A 19,037-nucleotide genomic window follows, 5' to 3' on the forward strand; every position below is an offset into this window, starting at 1 on the left:
CCTTTGGAGCTAGGAGGATTTATCTTTTTTCCAAGCTTTTAGCCCGAGTTCAGTTAACTCAAGATATGAGAGCGTGAAACGAGTAAAGCAAAAATAGGAGTTTTGACGCAGAACCTTGGTTCTAGGAAAAACTATCTTTTTTGCACAACTCGTAGCTCGAGTTCAATTAAGATGTGAAGCTGTTAAAAAACCGACTGAAAAATAGGTGGCCGAGCAGAAGTTGCAAGCAACTTCGTTGTGAGACCCCAGCGAAGATAGCTAGGCTAGTCACCAATGAAATGCAGGGAATAGCCAGCTAGCTACCGCTAATACACTGTATTTCAATCCATTTCTGTTACGGTCTTTTTCGCACAGAGTTTAGGGCGTATAAAAAGCGAACGCACCCAACGGCATCCGTATCTGTAAAACGAGCAAGCTCGTAACAGCTACAGCAAAAATAGAAGACTGACGACGTGTTCGATGAACACGAGGAAGTCTATCCTTACAGGATTCTCAGCTGTAATCGGCTTTAGCCGATGATAGCCAGGTATAAGCTAAATAACTAGAAAACAGAAAAAAGGAGTAACAGATGACACTATCAAGAGAAATTGCAGCACACTTGCTCGATATTAAGGCTGTGTATTTACAGCCGGAAGATCCATTTACATGGGCTTCAGGAATTCAATCACCGATTTATACGGACAATCGGGTTACCCTGTCTTATCCAGATACCCGAACCTTGATTGAGGATGGCTTTGTAGAGAAAATCAAAGAGGCATTCCCAGAAGTAGAGGTTATTGCAGGGACTGCAACCGCAGGCATTCCTCATGGGGCGATTATTGCTGATCGTATGAACCTGCCTTTTGCTTATATCCGTAGTAAACCAAAAGATCATGGGGCAGGAAATCAGGTGGAAGGTCGCATTGTGAAGGGGCAAAAGATGGTCGTGATTGAAGACTTGATTTCGACAGGAGGCTCCGTGCTAGATGCTGTAGCAGCTGCAGAGCGTGAGGGAGCAGATGTCCTGGGTGTGGTCGCTATTTTTACCTATGAATTACCAAAGGCAGAAGCGAATTTTGAGCAAGCAGGTGTCAAGTTGGTAACCTTATCAAACTATAGTGAACTCATCAAGGTTGCCAAGGTTCAAGGCTATATCAATGCAGACGGCTTGACCTTATTGAAGAAATTTAAAGAAAATCAAGAAACTTGGCAGGACTAGTCCTGCCTTGCCAGTAAAGAGCAGAAGAGCAGTAGATGAACATGCATTCCTGCTCTCTTTTTTGTGAGAATAGAAATCTGATGTGTAAAGTGATATAATAGGTAGCATGTACCGTCTATTTTTTAAGTATCTTCAGAAATTGATGTGGTTGATTACCCTCTTTTGGTTAGTCGTTGTTGTTCAGGAACTATGGAATTTTCCAAGACTGCTTCTCTATGCTGCAGCAATCTTCATTTTCTTAGTAGCGTGGAAAAAAGAAGCAGTCCTAAAAGCCTATTGTTATGCAATGGGCCACAAGAGAGTCCTGATGGGCTTTGCCATTTTCTTTCAGGTATTGGTCATTCTATCAGCTAATTTGTTGGTCAGACGGGACGCAGCGGTTGTCATTACCGGGGCATTAGAGTTGCTAGATGGACAGTCCATCTCTAACTATCTGACGCGAAACCCCAATAATCTTCCCATGTTTTTATATGCTAGAGCCCTCTATCATCTCTTTGGTTTCAGTGCCCTGTGGGTCTTGCAGGTTTTGGGAATGCTATCCATAAATGGGACAGCCTATATCCTGTATCGGACTGGTCGTGATTTTTTTAGCCAGCAGGTGGCAGACAGTCTTTTTACGCTTTATCTGCTATTACTTGGAGTTTCACCCTATGTCATTCAAACCTACACTGATATTACATCACTTCCCTTTTTGGCAGGTCAGCTATACTTGATGCTCACGCTCTTAAAAGAGGAGCAAAAAGTCAATCAACGCCTATGTTCGCTCGGTTTTCTAACTGCTGTTGCCAGTGTTTTGCGCCCCACAGCGCTCATCATCGTAATCGCCTTTGCGATGCTCCTCTTTTTGAAAGGACCATGGCAACGATTTGCTCATTACATGTTGGTGTTGGCGACTAGTTTTGGCTTAGTCTTTGCAGGTCTGATGTATGGAATCCATCATCAACAGGAAGTCAAGATTGTCCGTGATGAAACCCTAGCTAAGGGCTTAACAACCTTTATCAATCTGGGCTTAACCTATTCAGGAACGGATCAGGAGGATATGAAGGAAGGGCTTCTCGTCTATATCGATTCTGAGAAGCGTCATGATTACAATAATGGAATGTTTGCGAAAGAAAATGAGATAAAAGAGATTAAACGCAGACTGAGGGAGTATACGCTTGTAACATTTGCCCAACACTTGGAATATAAGCTCGCTATGACCTTATACGATGGATCACTTAATTGGCTCTATCGGAATCCTGAGGACGAGAAAACGCCTCTTGTATCTCCGCTATACAAGTATACAAAAGATAATACGTTGGCGGAAGTGGTACGGCAAGCAATCATTCAGTACGATGGAGACTATTACCACTATTATCGCTTCATGAAACAGTTTATATGGCTGGTGGCAGTAGTCGGTTTGGTGGCAGCTGTGTGGAGCTATCCTTCAGATGATACAGTCCATTTTTTAAGCCTAGCGATCTTTGGAGGTCTTTTGTTCCTGATGGTTTTTGAAGGTGGGAAAACCCGCTATTTACTACAATTTTTCCCGCAGATTTTACTACTATCCAGTCTTGGATTAACCAGACTATGGAATAAGGAAAGGAAATTATGATTTCAGTTATTGTTCCCTGCTTTAATGAAGAAGAGGCCATTCCCCTCTTTTATCAGAAAATGGAGCTTATCCGTGCGCAGATGGGGGAAGGCTTTGAGTATCTCTTTATCAATGATGGCTCAAAAGATCGAACCTTGGAGGTCTTACGGGAGTTAAGCAGTCGAGATGAGGCAGTTCATTATCTGTCTTTTTCTAGAAATTTTGGAAAGGAAGCCGCTCTCTATGCAGGTCTCAAGGAGGCAAATGGTGATTTAGTGACAGTAATGGATGTCGACTTGCAAGATCCGCCGGAGATGCTGATGGAGATGAAGGCTATGCTGGATGTTAATCCAGACTTGGATTGTGTCGGCACTCGTCGTGTGAGCCGTGAAGGTGAGCCAGCCATTCGGAGCTTCTTTGCGACCCTCTTTTACAAGATGATGCATAGCATCAGTCAGGTAGATGTGGTGGATGGAGCGCGTGATTTTCGCTTGATGCGCCGGCATATGGTAGACGCTATCTTAGAAGTCTCAGAATACAACCGTTTTTCAAAGGGAATTTTTGCATGGGTTGGCTTTGAGACGGAGTATCTTCCTTATGAAAATATTGAGCGTGTGGCTGGAGAGACCAGTTGGTCTTTCTGGAAGTTGTTCTCCTATTCAATCGAGGGGATTATCAATTTTTCAGAGGTTCCATTAAATATTGCCTCGTATCTGGGCTTATTGACCTTTCTCTTTTCCCTTTTGCTGATGGGGGTAATCGTCTTTAAGACGCTTGTATTTGGCGATCCAACTATCGGCTGGCCCTCTACTATTTGTATCATTCTATTTCTGGGTGGCTTGCAGTTGATGACCATAGGAATTTTAGGGAAATATATATCAAAAGTATTTCTAGAAACCAAGAAACGCCCGATTTATTTAGTGAAAGAAAGAAGTAAGAAAAGGCTGGACAAGTAAAAGGAGGACGGAATGCCTAAAGGAGAATGGAAGTGGGCAACCTTAGGGACAGGAGTGATTGCTCAGGAACTCGCCCAAACCTTGCAAGAGTTGGGAGGAAATCTTTATTCGGTCGCAAATCGTACTTACGAAAAAGGAGTAGCCTTTGCAGAGCAATATGGGATTGAAAAGGTTTATCGTGAAATCGATGAGGTCTTTCAAGATGAGGAGGTTGATATCATCTATATTTCAACGCCCCATAATACCCATATTGACTTTCTTCGTAAGGCCTTGGCAGCAGGAAAACACGTGCTGTGTGAGAAGTCCATTACCCTAAATAGTGAGGAGTTAGCAGAAGCCATGCAGCTTGCGAAGGAGCATGGGGTCGTATTAGCAGAAGCCATGACTCTCTATCACATGCCCTTATATCGCAAGTTGAAAGAGATTCTTGCTTCGGGTAGTCTGGGTTCTCTCAAGATGATTCAGATGAATTTTGGGAGCTATAAAGACTATGATATGACCAATCGGTTTTTTAATCGGAACTTAGCAGGCGGTGCTCTTTTAGATATCGGGGTATATGCCTTGTCCTTTGTGAGGTGGTTTATGTCCTCATGCCCTCATCAGGTCGTCTCACAGGTTCGCCTAGCACCGACCGGAGTGGACGAACAGGTTGGTATCTTGTTGACCAATGAAGAAGGAGAGATGGCAACCGTTAGCCTTACCCTCCATGCCAAACAGCCCAAGCGTGGCATGCTGGCTTATGAGAAGGGATATATTGAAATTCTTGACTATCCAAGAGGAGAGCGAGCTGTGATTACTTACACCGAAGATGGGCATCAAGAAGTGCTTGAGTTTGGTGATACAAGTAAAGCCTTAGCCTATGAGGTACTCGATATGGAAGCAGCAGTAGCAGGCAGTGAAGCCCAGATGTATCTCAACTACAGCTATGATGTCATGCAACTGATGACAGGGTTGCGCAAGGAATGGGGCTTAATCTACCCAGAAGAAGAGTGAGAAAGAGGAAGCAGATGGAACATTCAGCTTGGCATGATTTGATAAAAGAGCAGCTCCCGCAGGGCTATTTCGGGAAAATCAATCAATTTTTGGACTATGTGTATGGACAGGGGGTCGTCTATCCTCCGAGGGAGAAGGTCTTTCATGCGATTCAGACAACTGCTCTTGAAGATGTAAAGGTTGTGATTCTAGGCCAAGACCCTTATCATGGACCTCAGCAGGCACAGGGCTTGAGCTTCTCTGTTCCAGATGAGCTCCCAGCCCCTCCGTCCTTGCAGAATATTCTAAAAGAATTAGCAGATGATGTGGGGCAAAAAGAGCACCATGATTTGACAGCTTGGGCGGAACAAGGTGTTTTGCTACTGAACGCCAGTTTGACCGTTCCAGCTGGCCAAGCCAATGGTCATGCCGGGCAAATCTGGGAGCCTTTTACAGACGCTGTTATCAAGGTGGTAAATAATAAAGAAAGTCCCGTTGTCTTTATCCTCTGGGGATCTTATGCCCGAAAGAAAAAAATCTTGGTGACCAATTCTCACCATCTGGTGCTTGAATCAGCTCACCCAAGTCCCTTGTCCGCCTATCGTGGCTTTTTCGGTAGCAGGCCCTTTTCAAGGACCAATCAATTTTTAGAAAACAAGGGCTTGGCACCAATTGATTGGCTTTTGTAGGAGGAAAAATGGTAAAACTAGCAACGATTTGTTATCTTGATAATGGGAAGGAATTGCTTCTCTTACACCGTAACAAAAAGAAAAAGGATATCCATGCTGGGAAATGGATAGGTGTCGGTGGCAAGCTAGAAGCAGGTGAGACACCGCAGGAATGTGCTGTGCGGGAGATTTTTGAGGAGACGGGCTTACGGGCAAAGCCAATTTTAAAAGGTCTGATTACCTTTCCTGACTTTACTCCAGGTCATGACTGGTACACATATGTATTTAAGGTGACAGAGTTTGAAGGGGAATTGGTTGAGTGTGATGAGGGGACGCTTGAATGGGTACCTTATGAAGAGGTTCTTTTAAAGCCGACTTGGGAGGGAGACCGGATCTTTATCTCTTGGTTACTGGAGAATAAGCCCTTCTTTTCAGCCAAGTTTAGCTATGAGGGAAATCAGCTGGTGGACAGTCAGGTCGATTTTTATGGATAGGATAAAGGAGTAGAGATGTTACTAATCAAAAATGGACGGGTCATGGACCCCAAGACAGGCTTTGACCAAGTCTGTGATGTCTTGGTGGAAGGTAGAAAAATTGTGCAGATTGCAGCAAGGATTGATGCAGCAGCTGATCGAGTAATCGATGCGACGGGCTTCGTGGTCGCACCTGGCTTGATTGATATCCATGTGCATTTTAGAGAGCCCGGTCAGACCCACAAGGAGGACATCCATACAGGAGCCTTGTCGGCAGCAGCTGGGGGCTTCACACGAGTGGTCATGATGGCAAATACCAGCCCGACAATTTCGACGGTTGAAACCTTAGAGGAAGTTCTAGCATCAGCTAAGCGTGAAGCCATTCATATCCATTCTGTTGCAACTATTACGGAGAATTTTGATGGTCAACATCTGACGGATTTCAAGGCTTTACTGGCTGCAGGAGCAGTGGGTTTTTCAGATGATGGGATTCCTCTGACCAGCTCTCGTGTGGTACGAGAAGCTCTGGAAGAGGCAAAAAAATTAGGTAGCTTTATTAGCCTCCATGAAGAAGATCCTGAATTGAATGGGATTTTGGGATTGAATGAAGAAATTGCACGCAAGCATTTTCATATCTGTGGGGCGACAGGTGTGGCAGAATACAGCATGGTAGCGCGTGATGTTATGATTGCTTATGCGACCAAGGCTCCTGTCCATATCCAACACCTCTCTAAGGAAGAAAGTGTCAAAGTCGTCGAGTTTGCCCAGCAATTAGGTGCTCAGGTGACAGCAGAAGTAGCACCCCAGCATTTTTCAAAGACGGAAAGTTTGCTCCTGACCCAAGGGAGCAATGCCAAGATGAATCCGCCTCTGCGCTTGGAATCAGACCGCTTAGCAGTTATTGAGGGTCTGAAATCAGGAGTGATTTCCATTATCGCGACAGACCATGCTCCCCACCATCAAGACGAGAAAAATGTAGAAGACATTACTCAGGCACCATCAGGTATGACAGGACTTGAAACATCGCTTTCACTCGGCTTAACCTATTTGGTAGCAGCAGGGCATTTGACCCTGATGGAACTCCTAGAAAAAATGACAGTGAATCCAGCTCAACTCTATCAGTTTGATGCAGGGTATTTGGCAGAAAACGGTCCAGCAGATATTACTATTTTTGCTTCCGATGAGGAGCGAATAGTCGGCTCTGTCTTTGAATCTAAGGCGAGCAATTCACCCTTTGTCGGTGAGGCATTGAAAGGGAGGATCTGCTATACGATTTGTGATGGACAAGTCGTATATGAAGCGCCTTAGATAGGGACAGCTCCTCGTCAGCTGGCATACTCTTTGAAATCCAAAAGGATTGAACGTAAAAAGAAAAACCTAAGGAAATCCTTAGGTTTTCTTGCCTTGTTTGGTCAGATTTAAGCCCCAAGGGACCAAGTTCTCCTCTTTTTTTAGGATTCGTTCAATGTTTTCCCTGTGTCGAACAATGACAAAAGCACCTAGGAAAAGGATAACCAGAGTAAAGACAAGGTCATAGCCATGAATGAGGAAGTCTACACTTGGAAAAAGAAGAGCACCTAGCATACCGAGGAGGGAGCTGATAATGCTTGATAGAGATACCATGGAGCTTAAATAGAGGGTAATCCCAAAAACGAATATCAGATAGATACAAAAGAGCGGGGCAAATCCCATCAATACCCCTGCGGATGTCGCTACAGCCTTGCCTCCTTTGAATTGGGCAAAGAGAGGAAAGGTATGTCCCAATACAGCAACCAATCCAAAGACGATAGGAGAGAGGCTATCAGCCTGTAGCCAGATAGGCAGAAGAACGGCTAAGCTACCTTTTAAAAAGTCTAGAATAAAGACTGCAATACCAGCTTGCTTCCCCAATACACGGAAGGTATTGGTTGTCCCAATATTTCCCGAACCATACTCACGGATATTTTTATGGAAAAAGATTTTACCAATCCACAGACCAGATGGGATAGATCCTAGTAAATAAGCAATCAATAAAAATAATATCGTTTTCATCATGTCCCTATTATACCACGAAATCGCTCAAGCTCCTATTTCATAGACTACAATATTTTGAAAGACATGTGACAGCGGAAAATAAGATACGAGAGCGTAAAACAACTCCTAGAAAAAATAGACAATCGAAGCAGGTTGTCTTGCAACCAATGAGATTGGTCTTTTTTTCAGCGAGTTGTAGCTCGAGTTCAATTACATAAGATACGAGAGCGTTTGACACAAGTTTCACTTGTTTTATTTCCAACCTTCAACAGTCTATCCTCAGACTGTTGAAGCAACTCCTAGAAAAAATAGGCGGCCGAGCAGAAGTTGCTTGCAACTTCGTTGCGAGACCCCGGCGAAGCTAGCTAGGCTAGTCACAAATGAAATGCAGGGAATAGTCAGCTAGCTACCGCCAATAAAACAAGTTAGTGTATCTTATTCATTTTTTATCTTTTTTCCAAGCTTTTAGCCCGAGTTCAGTTAACTCAAGATACGAGAGCGTTTGACACAAGTTTCACTTGTTTTATTTCCAACCTTCAACAGTCTATCCTCAGACTGTTGAAGCAACTCCTAGAAAAAATAGGCGGCCGAGCAGAAGTTGCTTGCAACTTCGTTGCGAGACCCCTGCGAAGATAGCTAGGCTAGTCACCAATGAAATGAGGGAATAGCCAGCTAGCTACCGCTAATACCCTATATTTCAATCCATTTCTGTTACGGTTTTTCGCACAGAGTTTAGGCTGAACTCAGTTACATAAGATACGAGAGCGTTTGACACAAGTTTCACTTGTTTTATTTCCAACCTTCAACAGTCTATCCTCAGACTGTTGAAGCAACTCCTAGAAAAAATAGGCGGCCGAGCAGAAGTTATTTCTCTACCAATAGTCCATGCTCAAACGATGTTACTCCCTTCAGTATAAAACAGTGAGTAGTAGAGAGTTGTTACTTTTACCTTTAACTGCGACCTTGCGATTACATGAAAGCAATCGTTACTGTTTTTTGGTTTTTTTATACTGATGATGGGGAGCTAGGAGCCATCACCATTTGCAAAAATAGCAAAAAACTTGTAAGATAGTAAGGATGAATAACACAGGAGGTTCCTTGTGGCAAAAAAGGAAATCAATATTAACAATTACAATGATGATGCGATTCAGGTTTTAGAAGGGCTGGATGCGGTTCGGAAACGACCCGGTATGTATATTGGGTCCACCGATGGAGCTGGTTTGCACCATTTGGTTTGGGAAATTGTTGACAATGCGGTCGATGAAGCCCTATCCGGCTTTGGTGATAAGATTGATGTCACGATTCATAAAGACGGTAGTCTGAGTGTCGCTGACCATGGTCGAGGAATGCCAGTCGGTATGCATGCGATGGGGATTCCTACGGTAGAGGTTATTTTTACCGTACTTCATGCTGGAGGAAAATTCGGTCAAGGTGGCTATAAGACCTCAGGAGGTCTACATGGGGTAGGTTCTTCTGTGGTGAATGCCCTCTCTAGCTGGTTGGAAGTAGAAATTACTCGTGAGGGCTCTGTTTACCGCCAGCGTTTTGAAAATGGTGGAAAGCCTGTGACCAGTCTTGAAAAAGTGGGGACAGCTCCCAAGTCTAAATCAGGAACCAAGGTTCGCTTTATGCCTGACAGCAGCATTTTTTCAACGACTGATTTTAAATACAACACTATTGCAGAACGTTTGAATGAGTCAGCCTTTTTGTTGAAGCAGGTAACTTTGACATTACTAGATGAGCGAACAGGAGAAGAAAGCCAGTTCCACTATGAAAATGGCGTTCAGGACTTTGTTAGCTACCTGAATGAGGATAAGGAAACCTTGACCCCTGTCTTATATTTTGAGGGCGAAGAGGGTGGTTTCCAAGTAGAAGTGGCACTTCAGTATAATGATGGCTACTCAGACAATATCCTTTCTTTTGTCAATAATGTCCGTACCAAGGACGGTGGTACTCACGAAACCGGTCTTAAAACAGCCATCACCAAGGCAATGAATGACTATGCTAGAAAGACAGGTCTACTCAAGGAAAAAGATAAAAACTTAGAGGGTTCTGATTACCGCGAGGGGCTAGCAGCTGTCTTATCTATTTTAGTGCCTGAGGAGCATTTGCAGTTTGAGGGGCAGACCAAGGACAAACTGGGCAGTCCTCTTGCCCGTCCAGCAGTCGATAGTATTGTCTCAGAACGATTGACTTTCTTTCTGTTGGAAAATGGCGAATTGGCTTCTAATCTCATTCGTAAGGCAATTCGTGCCAGAGATGCGCGAGAGGCTGCCCGCAAGGCTCGTGATGAAAGTCGTAATGGGAAGAAAAACAAGAAAGATAAGGGACTTTTATCAGGGAAGTTAACCCCTGCCCAGTCTAAAAATGCTGCCAAAAATGAACTCTATCTGGTCGAGGGAGATTCAGCCGGTGGTTCAGCAAAGCAGGGACGGGATCGCAAATTCCAAGCGATTTTGCCCCTCCGAGGAAAGGTCATCAATACTGCTAAGGCGAAAATGGCAGATATTCTGAAAAATGAAGAAATCAACACCATGATTTATACGATTGGTGCAGGTGTCGGAGCAGACTTTAAACTGGAAGATGTCAACTATGATAAGATTATCATCATGACCGATGCGGATACAGATGGCGCCCATATTCAGACCCTTCTTTTAACTTTCTTTTATCGCTATATGCGCCCACTAGTGGAGGCTGGCAAGGTCTATATCGCCCTTCCCCCTCTTTATAAGATGAGTAAGGGAAAAGGCAAGCAGGAAAAGATTGCCTATGCTTGGTCAGATAACGAATTGGAGCAGCTCCGTAGGGACTTTGGCAAGGGAGCCATGTTACAACGTTATAAAGGACTGGGAGAGATGAATGCTGACCAACTTTGGGAAACCACTATGAATCCAGATACTCGCACCCTTATTCGTGTGACAATCGAGGACCTCGCACGGGCTGAACGTCGTGTCTCTGTCCTTATGGGGGACAAGGTGGAGCCTCGTCGTAAGTGGATAGAGGATAATGTCAGATTTACCTTGGAAGAAAGTGGAGTGTTTTAGAATTTTAAGGAAATAGAAAATATGGTAAAAATACAAAGTGTTGAACCAAATATTGCTCAATTAGCTAATGGATGGTTGGAGACGTATGGATTAGATTATAAGCTTGAGCAGGAAAGCTTAAATACTGAAATTGATAAAGCATTAGAGGAATATTATTCTAAAAATGGTGGTTCAGGAGGTAATCGCCCTGATGCTAAACTTCTTTTACAAGATAAATTCGGAAATTATTTTCCTATCTTGATTGAGTATAAAGGTTATAAGGATAAACTTGTGAAATTAGATAGCCAAGATGAGGTGGTTAATTTAAAGAAAGATAATACACCACATTATGCTAATATCAATGGGTATGCTGTAAATGGTGCAGTGCATTATGCTAATGCTTTGCTTCATTTTACTAGTTATACGGATATTATTGCGATAGGTATGACAGGGTATAAAGATAAAACTGATCAGTTAAACTATTCTATAGGTGTTTATTATGTTTCTAAATCAAATTTGGGTATAGGTCAAAAAGTAGGAGAGTTTACAGATTTTTCCTTTTTAGCACCTAACTATTTTGATTCGTTTATCGAGGCAATAAATAGTTTAACTTTGTCTGAGGAAGAATTAGAGCGTTTAAAAAATAAACGTGAGAAAGAAATTGAGACAAGTTTAATAAAACTAAACAATGATATTTATCAAAATGAAAAAGGGTTAGGGGAAAATGACCGTGTTTATTTAGTTGCCGCTTCCATTATCGCAACATTGGGAATACCAGGGGAAGTAGCACCTTTAGAGAAATCTGAACTGAAATCTAAAAAGGAAAAGGGCAATGATAGTGATGGTCAAATTCTAAAACGAAAAATAGAAGATTTTTTTAATGAAAAGGATTTACCTGATTCGAAGAAAGAGTTAATTATTCGTACTTTATCTAATACCATTCTATCGGATAAAATTAATAAAATAAGTAATGGTGAAAGTCAATTAAAACGTGTTTTTTCCAAAATTGTTGACGATTTAGGAATTTACTATAAAATTGGGTTGACAACAGATTTCACTGGCAAACTCTTTAATGAAATGTATTCATGGTTAGGCTTTTCTCAGGATAAGTTAAATGATGTTGTTTTAACCCCTTCATATGTTGCAAATTTTCTGGTTAAATTAGCTCGGGTTAATAAAGATTCTTATGTGTGGGACTTTGCAACAGGTTCTGCGGGTCTTTTAGTTGCTGCTATGAATGAAATGTTAAAAGATGCTAAAAATAGTATTACTTCTCCAGAAGAATTAGCATTAAAAGAAGCAAAGATTAAAGCAGAACAATTGTTAGGATTAGAGATTCTTGACGGTGTGTATATGCTAGCAGTTCTCAATATGATACTAATGGGAGATGGTAGTTCTAATATTTTAAATCAAGACTCTTTAACTGAGTTTAATGGAAATTATGGATTCGGGAAAGAAGGGAAAAAATTTCCAGCAGACGCCTTTATTCTCAATCCACCATACTCTGCTGAAGGAAATGGAATGATTTTTGTTAAGACAGCTTTAAATATGATGTCTAAAGGCTATGCTTCCGTCATTATTCAAGATTCTATTGGTAAAAATGGTCAGGAAATTAGAAAAGATATTCTTGAGAAACATACTCTGTTAGCATCAATAAAAATGCCAAGTGATGTCTTTATTGGTAAATCAGGTGTGCAAACTTCAATTTATGTTTTTAAAGTAGGTGAGAAACACGAAGAAAAACAGCCAGTTCGCTTTATTGATTTAAGAAATGATGGCTATAAGCGAGCTAGTCGTAAAAAAACAAAGGCAGGTAATAATCTACGTGATGTAGATAATGCTGTGGGACGCTATGAAGAGGTTGTTAATTTAGTGAGATTTGGTAGTAGTCAACTCTCTATTATGACTAGTAATGAATTTATTGAAGAATCTATTTCTTTAGAAGAAAATAAGATTGGGTTAGACTGGAATTTTGAACATCATCAAAAAATTGATACTACCCCAACCTTAGAAGATTTCAAAAAGACAGTGGCAGATTATCTATCTTGGGAAGTGACGCAACTTCTGAAACAAAAAGGAGAAGATACCTCAAAAAAAGCCTGAGCCCTCGCCTGCAAAAGTTAGAAGATGATTTTGTAAAGGCAGGGGGCGAGTGGAGAGAAAAGGCAATATGTGAGTTGTTTCGTAAAATTCCTACTAAAAAATTACCTTATAAAGCTAGAGATTTGCAAGGAAAGCATGACGAAGTGTATTCCTTGCCTGCTTTAACAGCAGGTGTAGAAAATCAGGGATTAGCATATTTTGTGCCTAAGGAAGGTGCTACGGTACTACGACATTGCATTAGTGTATCGGCTAACGGAGCTAATACAGGAGTGATGTTTTATCAATCGAAAGAGTTTACTGTTCTTCAAGATAGTTATGCAATCGAATTTATTGAGCATGAAATTTCGGATTTATCTTATCTCTATTTTGTAGGAGCTTTACAGAAATCAATCCGTTACCGATTTGATTGGTCTAATAAAGCTGGATGGGATAGAATAAAAACGGAAAAAATAACAATCCCATATATAAATAAAGAAATTGCATTTCAATATATGGAAAGCTATATAAAATTGCTCGAGGCTGAACGCATCGAGACGCTCGAGGCTTATTTAACAGTAACAGGATTAAATGAGTATCATCTAACGAAAAATGATGAAGAAATACTTGACAAGTTCGCAAAACTCTCCGATACTAAGAGTAGAGTAGAGTAGAGGAATGGGGAACTTATGCTTCATTCTTCTTAGAAAAGGTATTACGTTGGTGTCAAGGCATTAAAGAATTAAATCCTCTCCATTTAGATAGTTTAGAAGATCTTTCACAACCTATTTATCCATTTTATGGACAAGCTACTATGAACAATGGGATTATTTCTTATCGTCAGCTCAAGAATGATGTGTTGAATAATAAGAAAGGTTTGCCAACCTTACTAATCCATTCAAATAATCAGAATATTGTCTACTTAGAGACACCGTTTTATTTGAAAGATGGTCATGGTGCAACAAGTGTTCTTCAATCTAAGCAACTTAATCGATATACTGGGTTGTACTTTATGACAACAATAAAAAGAGTGATTGAACAACGTTTCAATTATAATTCAAAGGCAACCAAAATTGGATTAAAACATACAAAGATTGTATTACCAATACTGAATGATAAGATAGACTATTATTTTATGCTTGCTTTTATTAAAGTCATTGAAAAACTAGTAATTAGGGATTTAGTTGAGTGGACAGACAAGAAGATTGAAGCAACGAAAGAGGTCGTGGTTCAGCATTAATATTCTACTACGGTATGTAGGTGAACGTGAGCGAGCCTAAAATGGATAATCGCCGCCGTAGTGAAAGAAGCTAATATTAGCTTTAGGGAAGTTGGAAGACGGAAGGCTTCCAACTTAGGAATGGAACTCCGCAGGAGATTGCTTCCGTCCCCACTACCTAAGGCGATTATCAAAAAAGTAAAAAGAAAGAGTAACTTTCCGACAAGAAACGAAGAAAGGAATGTTCTGTTAGTCTTTCTAACTGAACACGGGACTAAATTCCTAGTGAAAAAGATAAATCTCCCTAGATGTCTATCATCGTCGGTCGATTTTCTATTTTTCTACAGAATTTTTCGGTAAGCCGAATTGTCCCTTTGTATCTTAATTTATGTCAAATATTCAAAACATGTCCTTAGAGGACATCATGGGAGAGCGTTTTGGGCGCTACTCCAAATACATCATTCAAGAGCGGGCTTTGCCGGACATTCGGGACGGCTTAAAGCCTGTGCAACGGCGGATTCTTTATTCGATGAATAAAGATGGCAACACGCACGATAAGGGCTATCGCAAGTCTGCCAAGTCTGTCGGAAATATCATGGGGAATTTCCACCCCCATGGGGATTCGTCTATTTACGATGCCATGGTTCGCATGAGCCAGGACTGGAAAAATCGTGAGATTTTGGTGGAGATGCACGGAAACAACGGTTCGATGGACGGTGATCCACCTGCGGCGATGCGGTATACCGAGGCACGCTTGTCTGAAATGGCAGGCTTCTTGCTAGAAGACATCGACAAGAAAACCGTTCCTTTTGCCTGGAACTTTGATGATACGGAAAAAGAACCGACGGTCTTACCTGCTGCCTTTCCGAATCTCTTGGTCAATGGGGCGACAGGGATTTCAGCAGGATATGCAACTGACATTCCGCCCCACAATCTTTCAGAAGTCATCGATGCGGTCATCTACATGATTGATCATCCAACGGCTAAGGTGGATAAGCTCATGGACTTTTTACCGGGACCAGATTTCCCGACAGGAGCCATTATCCAAGGGCGCGATGAAATCAAAAAGGCATATGAGACAGGAAAAGGAAGGGTGGTCGTACGGTCTAAGACGGAAATTGAGCAGTTAAAAGGGGGCAAGGAACAGATTGTCGTTACAGAAATCCCTTATGAAATCAACAAATCTGTCCTAGTCAAAAAGATTGATGATGTGCGGGTCAATAATAAGGTGGCAGGGATTGCAGAAGTCCGTGATGAGTCCGATCGTACGGGCTTGCGGATTGCCATCGAACTCAAAAAAGATGCCAATCGTGATTTGATTTTGAATTACCTATTTAAATATACTGATTTACAGGTGAACTATAATTTCAACATGGTGGCTATCGACCACTTTACCCCACGGCAAGTTGGAATTGTGCCGATTTTAACCAGCTATATTGCGCATCGTAAAGAGGTTATCTTAGCCCGCAGTCGTTTCGACAAGGCAAAAGCTGAAAAGCGTCTCCATATTGTAGAGGGCTTGATTCGTGTGATCTCAATTTTAGATGAGGTCATCGCCCTGATTCGTGCCAGCGAAAACAAGGCAGACGCCAAGGAAAATCTTAAGGTCAGCTATGACTTTACCGAAGAGCAGGCAGAAGCTATTGTAACCCTCCAACTCTATCGCCTGACCAATACGGACGTTGTGGTTCTGGAGGAGGAAGAGGCGGAACTTCGTGAGAGAATTGCTTATTTAGCAGCGATTATTGGTGACGAGCGGACCATGTATAACCTCATGAAAAAAGAACTCCGTGAGGTCAAAAAGAAATTTGGCAATCCACGCCTCAGTGAATTGCAAGATACAGCTAAGACGATTGAGATTGATACAGCTAGCCTTGTGGTTGAGGAAGAGACCTATGTCAGCATTACCAAGGCAGGCTACATCAAACGGACCAGCCCTCGTTCTTTTGCAGCTTCAACAGTGGACGAAATTGGGAAGCGTGAGGATGATCGTTTGATCTTTATGAGCGTAGCCAAAACCACCCAGCAGCTCCTGATTTTTACGAATCTTGGAAATGTTATTTATCGCCCCGTCCATGAATTATCCGACATCAAGTGGAAAGAAATCGGAGAACACCTTAGTCAGACGATTTCAAACTTTGAGGTGAGAGAAGAAATTATCTATGCAGAATTGGTAGACAATATGGAAACAGGTGTCTATCTCGCTGCTACCAAGATGGGACAAATTAAGCGTGTTGAACGCAGTGAGTTTAGTCCATGGCGGACCTATAAGTCCAAATCCCTTAAGTTTGCTAAATTGAAAAGTGATGAAGATCAGGTCATTTTGCTAGCACCTGTTCAGCTTGAAGAGGTCATGATTGTGACGAAGACAGGCTATGCACTTCGCTTTACTAGTGAGGAAGTACCAGTTGTTGGGGCAAAGGCTGCGGGTGTCAAGGCTATTAACCTTAAAGCAGATGATACAGTAGCAGCAGCATTTCTAGTTGCAAGCAAGGCTTTCTATCTCCTGACCCAGCGAGGAGCATTGAAAAAAGTAGCAGTAGCGGATATTCCAGCAACCAGTCGTGCCAATCGAGGCTTGCAAGTTCTACGTGAATTAAAGGCTAAGCCGCACCGCGTCTTTATGGCAGGGATGGTTCAGGGAGAAGCAGTTGATTTTGATTTGTTCCATCAGGAGGGAGATCAAAAGGAGAGCCAGTTCTTAAAAGTGTTATCGAGCTCTGGTCAGACATATGAGATCAACCTTTCTGCTCTTTCTTTCTCTGAACGGACGAGCAATGGTAGCTTTATTTCCGATAGGATTTCAGATGAAGAAGTCAGCGATGCTTACATGATGTAAGAAAATCAGCCTTGTGCTGGTTTTTCTTTCGATTGAATTATCTGAAAATTGAAAATAATGCTTGAAAATATAGAAAAAAGGTGTACAATAGTAAGCAGATTGTTATAAAGGAGACGTCTATGACTGTATCACTTGATTGGGAAAATCTGGGATTTTCCTATATGAAATTGCCGTATCGTTACTTAGCAACTTATAGAGACGGAAAATGGACTAAAGGAGCGCTAACAGTAGATGCCACCCTCCATCTTTCAGAATCCTCCCCAGCCCTCCACTACGGACAGCAAGCCTTTGAAGGCTTGAAAGCCTATCGAACCAAGGAGGGCTCTATTCAACTCTTTCGCCCTGACCAAAATGCAGAGCGTCTGCAACGGACTGCTGATCGCCTCTTGATGCCCCAGGTGCCGACTGAGATGTTTGTTGAGGCTTGTAAGGCAGTGGCAGCTGCCAATCGTGACTATATTCCTCCCTATGGGACAGGAGGGACTCTCTATCTTCGGCCGCTCTTGATTGGAATTGGCGATATTATCGGTGTCAAGCCAGCAGAAGAGTATATTTTTACAGTCTTTGCCATGCCAGTTGGGAACTATTTTAAGGGCGGACTAGCTCCGACCAACTTCCTTATCCAAGACAAGTATGACCGGGCCGCTCCTCATGGGACAGGTGCAGCTAAGGTTGGCGGCAACTATGCTGCCTCACTCTTACCGGGTCAATATGCAAAAGACAAAGGTTTTTCTGATGTGATTTATCTTGATCCCGCTACCCATACCAAGATTGAAGAGGTCGGTTCGGCTAATTTCTTTGGGATTACTAAAAACAATGAGTTTGTCACGCCTATTAGCCCTTCTATCTTGCCTTCGATTACAAAATATTCCTTGCTCTATTTGGCGGAACATCGTTTGGGAATGAAGGCTGTTGAGCGGGAGATTCTGGTGGAAGAATTGCCAGAATTTATCGAAGCAGGTGCTTGTGGTACAGCAGCCGTCATCTCACCGATCGGTGGCGTCCAGCACGCTGATGATTTCTATGTATTTTATAGCGAAACGGAAGTTGGACCGGTCACACGCAGATTATATGACGAATTGACTGGTATCCAATTTGGAGATAGTGCTGCGCCAGAAGGCTGGATTGTAAAAGTAGATGAAAACTAGGGCTTGCACTTGCAAGCTCTATTCTTTTCGTGTAAAATGGAAAAAGTGAGGTTTGATATGAGCAAAAAGGATAAAAAAATTGAAATTCAACTAGAGGAAAGCAGTGTACAAGTGAGTGGAGAGGCATTTCCAGGCTATACTCTGACTGTAGGGAAAAAGATTATTGGTGAAATTGCAGAACTAGCAGAGAATCATTTTGCTGTTGTAAAAAATGGAAATACAGAGAGCTTTTATAAAAAGCTCGAAAAAGCCATCGGAAATGTGATTGAAAATTACAATTTACACCATTAATCTCTTGTAATAGTCGCTATTTTATGCTAGAATAGTGACTGTTAGTGTTGAGGAGAGATAGCGAAGAGGCTAAACGCGGCGGACTGTAAATCCGCTCCTTCGGGTTCGGGGGTTCGAATCCCTCTCTCTCCATGCCTAGGATACAAAGGACGTAAAAAAATCCGTATGAAAATAGGAAATAGACGCAGTGTCTCAAGACACTAGGCGATTTATCTTTTTCACTAGGATTTTAGTCCGTGTTCAACTTCTAAGATACGAAGCCGTAAAAACGTCTAGTAAGATTAGGCGCTTGACATAATGTCACTAGACCTAAGGAGGTCGGTCTATTTTACTCAGCGTTTGGGTAGAGTTTAATGGATAAGATAGCGCCTAGCGAACTGAATCTTGAGTTCAATGGCAAACGTATACTATTATTGGGGTATAGCCAAGCGGTAAGGCAAGGGACTTTGACTCCCTCATGCGTTGGTTCGAATCCAGCTACCCCAGTCAAGGTATTAGGAATGGTTCCTAATTCGTCAAAGATGCTCTTTTGTTAGTCCTTGCGTGTGCCTTAATAAACTATATTTTTATGTTGAGTCGAGAGAC

General features: G+C 42.2%; 15 protein-coding genes and 2 tRNA genes. 16 read left to right on the forward strand and 1 reads right to left on the reverse strand.

The genetic code is table 11. The features are described 5' to 3' along the window. Positions 1-568: 568 nt before the first annotated feature. From pyrE to ACVPON_RS03815, 7 genes are all read left to right on the forward strand, one after another. Positions 569-1,198, forward strand: a complete 630-nt coding sequence (pyrE, locus tag ACVPON_RS03785) for an orotate phosphoribosyltransferase (protein WP_462876334.1) — start codon at positions 569-571, stop codon at positions 1,196-1,198. Positions 1,199-1,304: 106 nt separating this feature from the next. Further along, positions 1,305-2,792: a glycosyltransferase family 39 protein gene (locus tag ACVPON_RS03790; RefSeq protein ID WP_462876336.1), complete on the forward strand. Its 1,488-nt coding sequence runs from the start codon at positions 1,305-1,307 to the stop codon at positions 2,790-2,792. After that, positions 2,786-3,727, forward strand: coding sequence for a glycosyltransferase family 2 protein (locus ACVPON_RS03795; protein ID WP_462876429.1), 942 nt, complete (start codon positions 2,786-2,788; stop codon positions 3,725-3,727). The genes ACVPON_RS03790 and ACVPON_RS03795 overlap by 7 nt, the downstream gene beginning before the upstream one ends. A 12-nt stretch (positions 3,728-3,739) precedes the next feature. Next, positions 3,740-4,720, forward strand: a complete 981-nt coding sequence (locus ACVPON_RS03800) for a Gfo/Idh/MocA family protein (RefSeq protein ID WP_462876338.1) — start codon at positions 3,740-3,742, stop codon at positions 4,718-4,720. Between the two features lie 14 nt (positions 4,721-4,734). Then, positions 4,735-5,388, forward strand: coding sequence for a uracil-DNA glycosylase (locus tag ACVPON_RS03805; protein WP_462876340.1), 654 nt, complete (start codon positions 4,735-4,737; stop codon positions 5,386-5,388). An 8-nt stretch (positions 5,389-5,396) separates the two neighbouring features. Next, positions 5,397-5,861 carry an NUDIX hydrolase gene (locus ACVPON_RS03810; RefSeq protein ID WP_462876342.1) on the forward strand — a complete coding sequence of 155 codons (465 nt, stop codon included), beginning with the start codon at positions 5,397-5,399 and terminating at the stop codon, positions 5,859-5,861. 15 nt (positions 5,862-5,876) lie between these two features. After that, positions 5,877-7,148: a dihydroorotase gene (locus ACVPON_RS03815; protein ID WP_462876344.1), complete on the forward strand. Its 1,272-nt coding sequence runs from the start codon at positions 5,877-5,879 to the stop codon at positions 7,146-7,148. Between the two features lie 81 nt (positions 7,149-7,229). On the opposite strand, the gene plsY is transcribed toward ACVPON_RS03815, so the two are convergent. Then, positions 7,230-7,874 (reverse strand): glycerol-3-phosphate 1-O-acyltransferase PlsY, encoded by a 645-nt coding sequence (plsY, locus tag ACVPON_RS03820; RefSeq protein ID WP_462876346.1) that lies wholly within the window; start codon positions 7,872-7,874, stop codon positions 7,230-7,232. Between the two features lie 1,079 nt (positions 7,875-8,953). On the opposite strand from plsY, the gene parE reads away from it, so the two are divergent. The 9 genes from parE to ACVPON_RS03865 all read left to right on the forward strand — a co-directional run bounded on the left by parE (position 8,954) and on the right by ACVPON_RS03865 (position 18,938). After that, entirely contained in the window at positions 8,954-10,897 is a 1,944-nt protein-coding gene (parE, locus tag ACVPON_RS03825; RefSeq protein WP_462876348.1) for a DNA topoisomerase IV subunit B, read from the forward strand. Between the two features lie 21 nt (positions 10,898-10,918). Next, entirely contained in the window at positions 10,919-12,979 is a 2,061-nt protein-coding gene (locus ACVPON_RS03830; RefSeq protein WP_462876350.1) for an HsdM family class I SAM-dependent methyltransferase, read from the forward strand. Further along, the gene (locus tag ACVPON_RS03835) at positions 12,922-13,629 is read left to right on the forward strand and encodes a restriction endonuclease subunit S (RefSeq protein WP_462876352.1); all 708 of its coding nucleotides are present in this window, start codon (positions 12,922-12,924) and stop codon (positions 13,627-13,629) included. The genes ACVPON_RS03830 and ACVPON_RS03835 overlap by 58 nt, the downstream gene beginning before the upstream one ends. A gap of 59 nt (positions 13,630-13,688) precedes the next feature. After that, positions 13,689-14,195: a restriction endonuclease subunit S gene (locus tag ACVPON_RS03840; RefSeq protein WP_462876431.1), complete on the forward strand. Its 507-nt coding sequence runs from the start codon at positions 13,689-13,691 to the stop codon at positions 14,193-14,195. 367 nt (positions 14,196-14,562) lie between these two features. Next, on the forward strand, positions 14,563-17,013 hold the full coding sequence (gene parC, locus ACVPON_RS03845) for a DNA topoisomerase IV subunit A (protein ID WP_462876354.1): 2,451 nt from the start codon (positions 14,563-14,565) through the stop codon (positions 17,011-17,013). Between the two features lie 119 nt (positions 17,014-17,132). Further along, positions 17,133-18,161: a branched-chain amino acid aminotransferase gene (locus tag ACVPON_RS03850; protein ID WP_462876356.1), complete on the forward strand. Its 1,029-nt coding sequence runs from the start codon at positions 17,133-17,135 to the stop codon at positions 18,159-18,161. 57 nt (positions 18,162-18,218) lie between these two features. Continuing rightward, entirely contained in the window at positions 18,219-18,452 is a 234-nt protein-coding gene (locus ACVPON_RS03855; protein ID WP_462876433.1) for a DUF2969 domain-containing protein, read from the forward strand. Between the two features lie 51 nt (positions 18,453-18,503). Beyond that, positions 18,504-18,584 (forward strand) — tRNA-Tyr (locus ACVPON_RS03860). Between the two features lie 282 nt (positions 18,585-18,866). After that, positions 18,867-18,938, forward strand: a tRNA-Gln gene (locus ACVPON_RS03865). The last annotated feature ends 99 nt before the right edge of the window (positions 18,939-19,037 follow it).

The organism is Streptococcus sp. 1F3 (genome assembly GCF_054968985.1).

Excerpts from the sequence above, each read along its gene's own strand:
- pyrE (WP_462876334.1), top strand. The coding sequence starts at position 569 with ATGACACTATCAAGAGAAATTGCAGCACACTTGCTCGATATTAAGGCT.
- ACVPON_RS03790 (WP_462876336.1), top strand. The coding sequence starts at position 1,305 with ATGTACCGTCTATTTTTTAAGTATCTTCAGAAATTGATGTGGTTGATT.
- ACVPON_RS03800 (WP_462876338.1), top strand. The coding sequence starts at position 3,740 with ATGCCTAAAGGAGAATGGAAGTGGGCAACCTTAGGGACAGGAGTGATT.
- ACVPON_RS03805 (WP_462876340.1), top strand. The coding sequence starts at position 4,735 with ATGGAACATTCAGCTTGGCATGATTTGATAAAAGAGCAGCTCCCGCAG.
- ACVPON_RS03810 (WP_462876342.1), top strand. The coding sequence starts at position 5,397 with ATGGTAAAACTAGCAACGATTTGTTATCTTGATAATGGGAAGGAATTG.
- ACVPON_RS03815 (WP_462876344.1), top strand. The coding sequence starts at position 5,877 with ATGTTACTAATCAAAAATGGACGGGTCATGGACCCCAAGACAGGCTTT.
- plsY (WP_462876346.1), bottom strand. The coding sequence starts at position 7,874 with ATGATGAAAACGATATTATTTTTATTGATTGCTTATTTACTAGGATCT.
- ACVPON_RS03830 (WP_462876350.1), top strand. The coding sequence starts at position 10,919 with ATGGTAAAAATACAAAGTGTTGAACCAAATATTGCTCAATTAGCTAAT.
- parC (WP_462876354.1), top strand. The coding sequence starts at position 14,563 with ATGTCAAATATTCAAAACATGTCCTTAGAGGACATCATGGGAGAGCGT.
- ACVPON_RS03850 (WP_462876356.1), top strand. The coding sequence starts at position 17,133 with ATGACTGTATCACTTGATTGGGAAAATCTGGGATTTTCCTATATGAAA.
- ACVPON_RS03855 (WP_462876433.1), top strand. The coding sequence starts at position 18,219 with ATGAGCAAAAAGGATAAAAAAATTGAAATTCAACTAGAGGAAAGCAGT.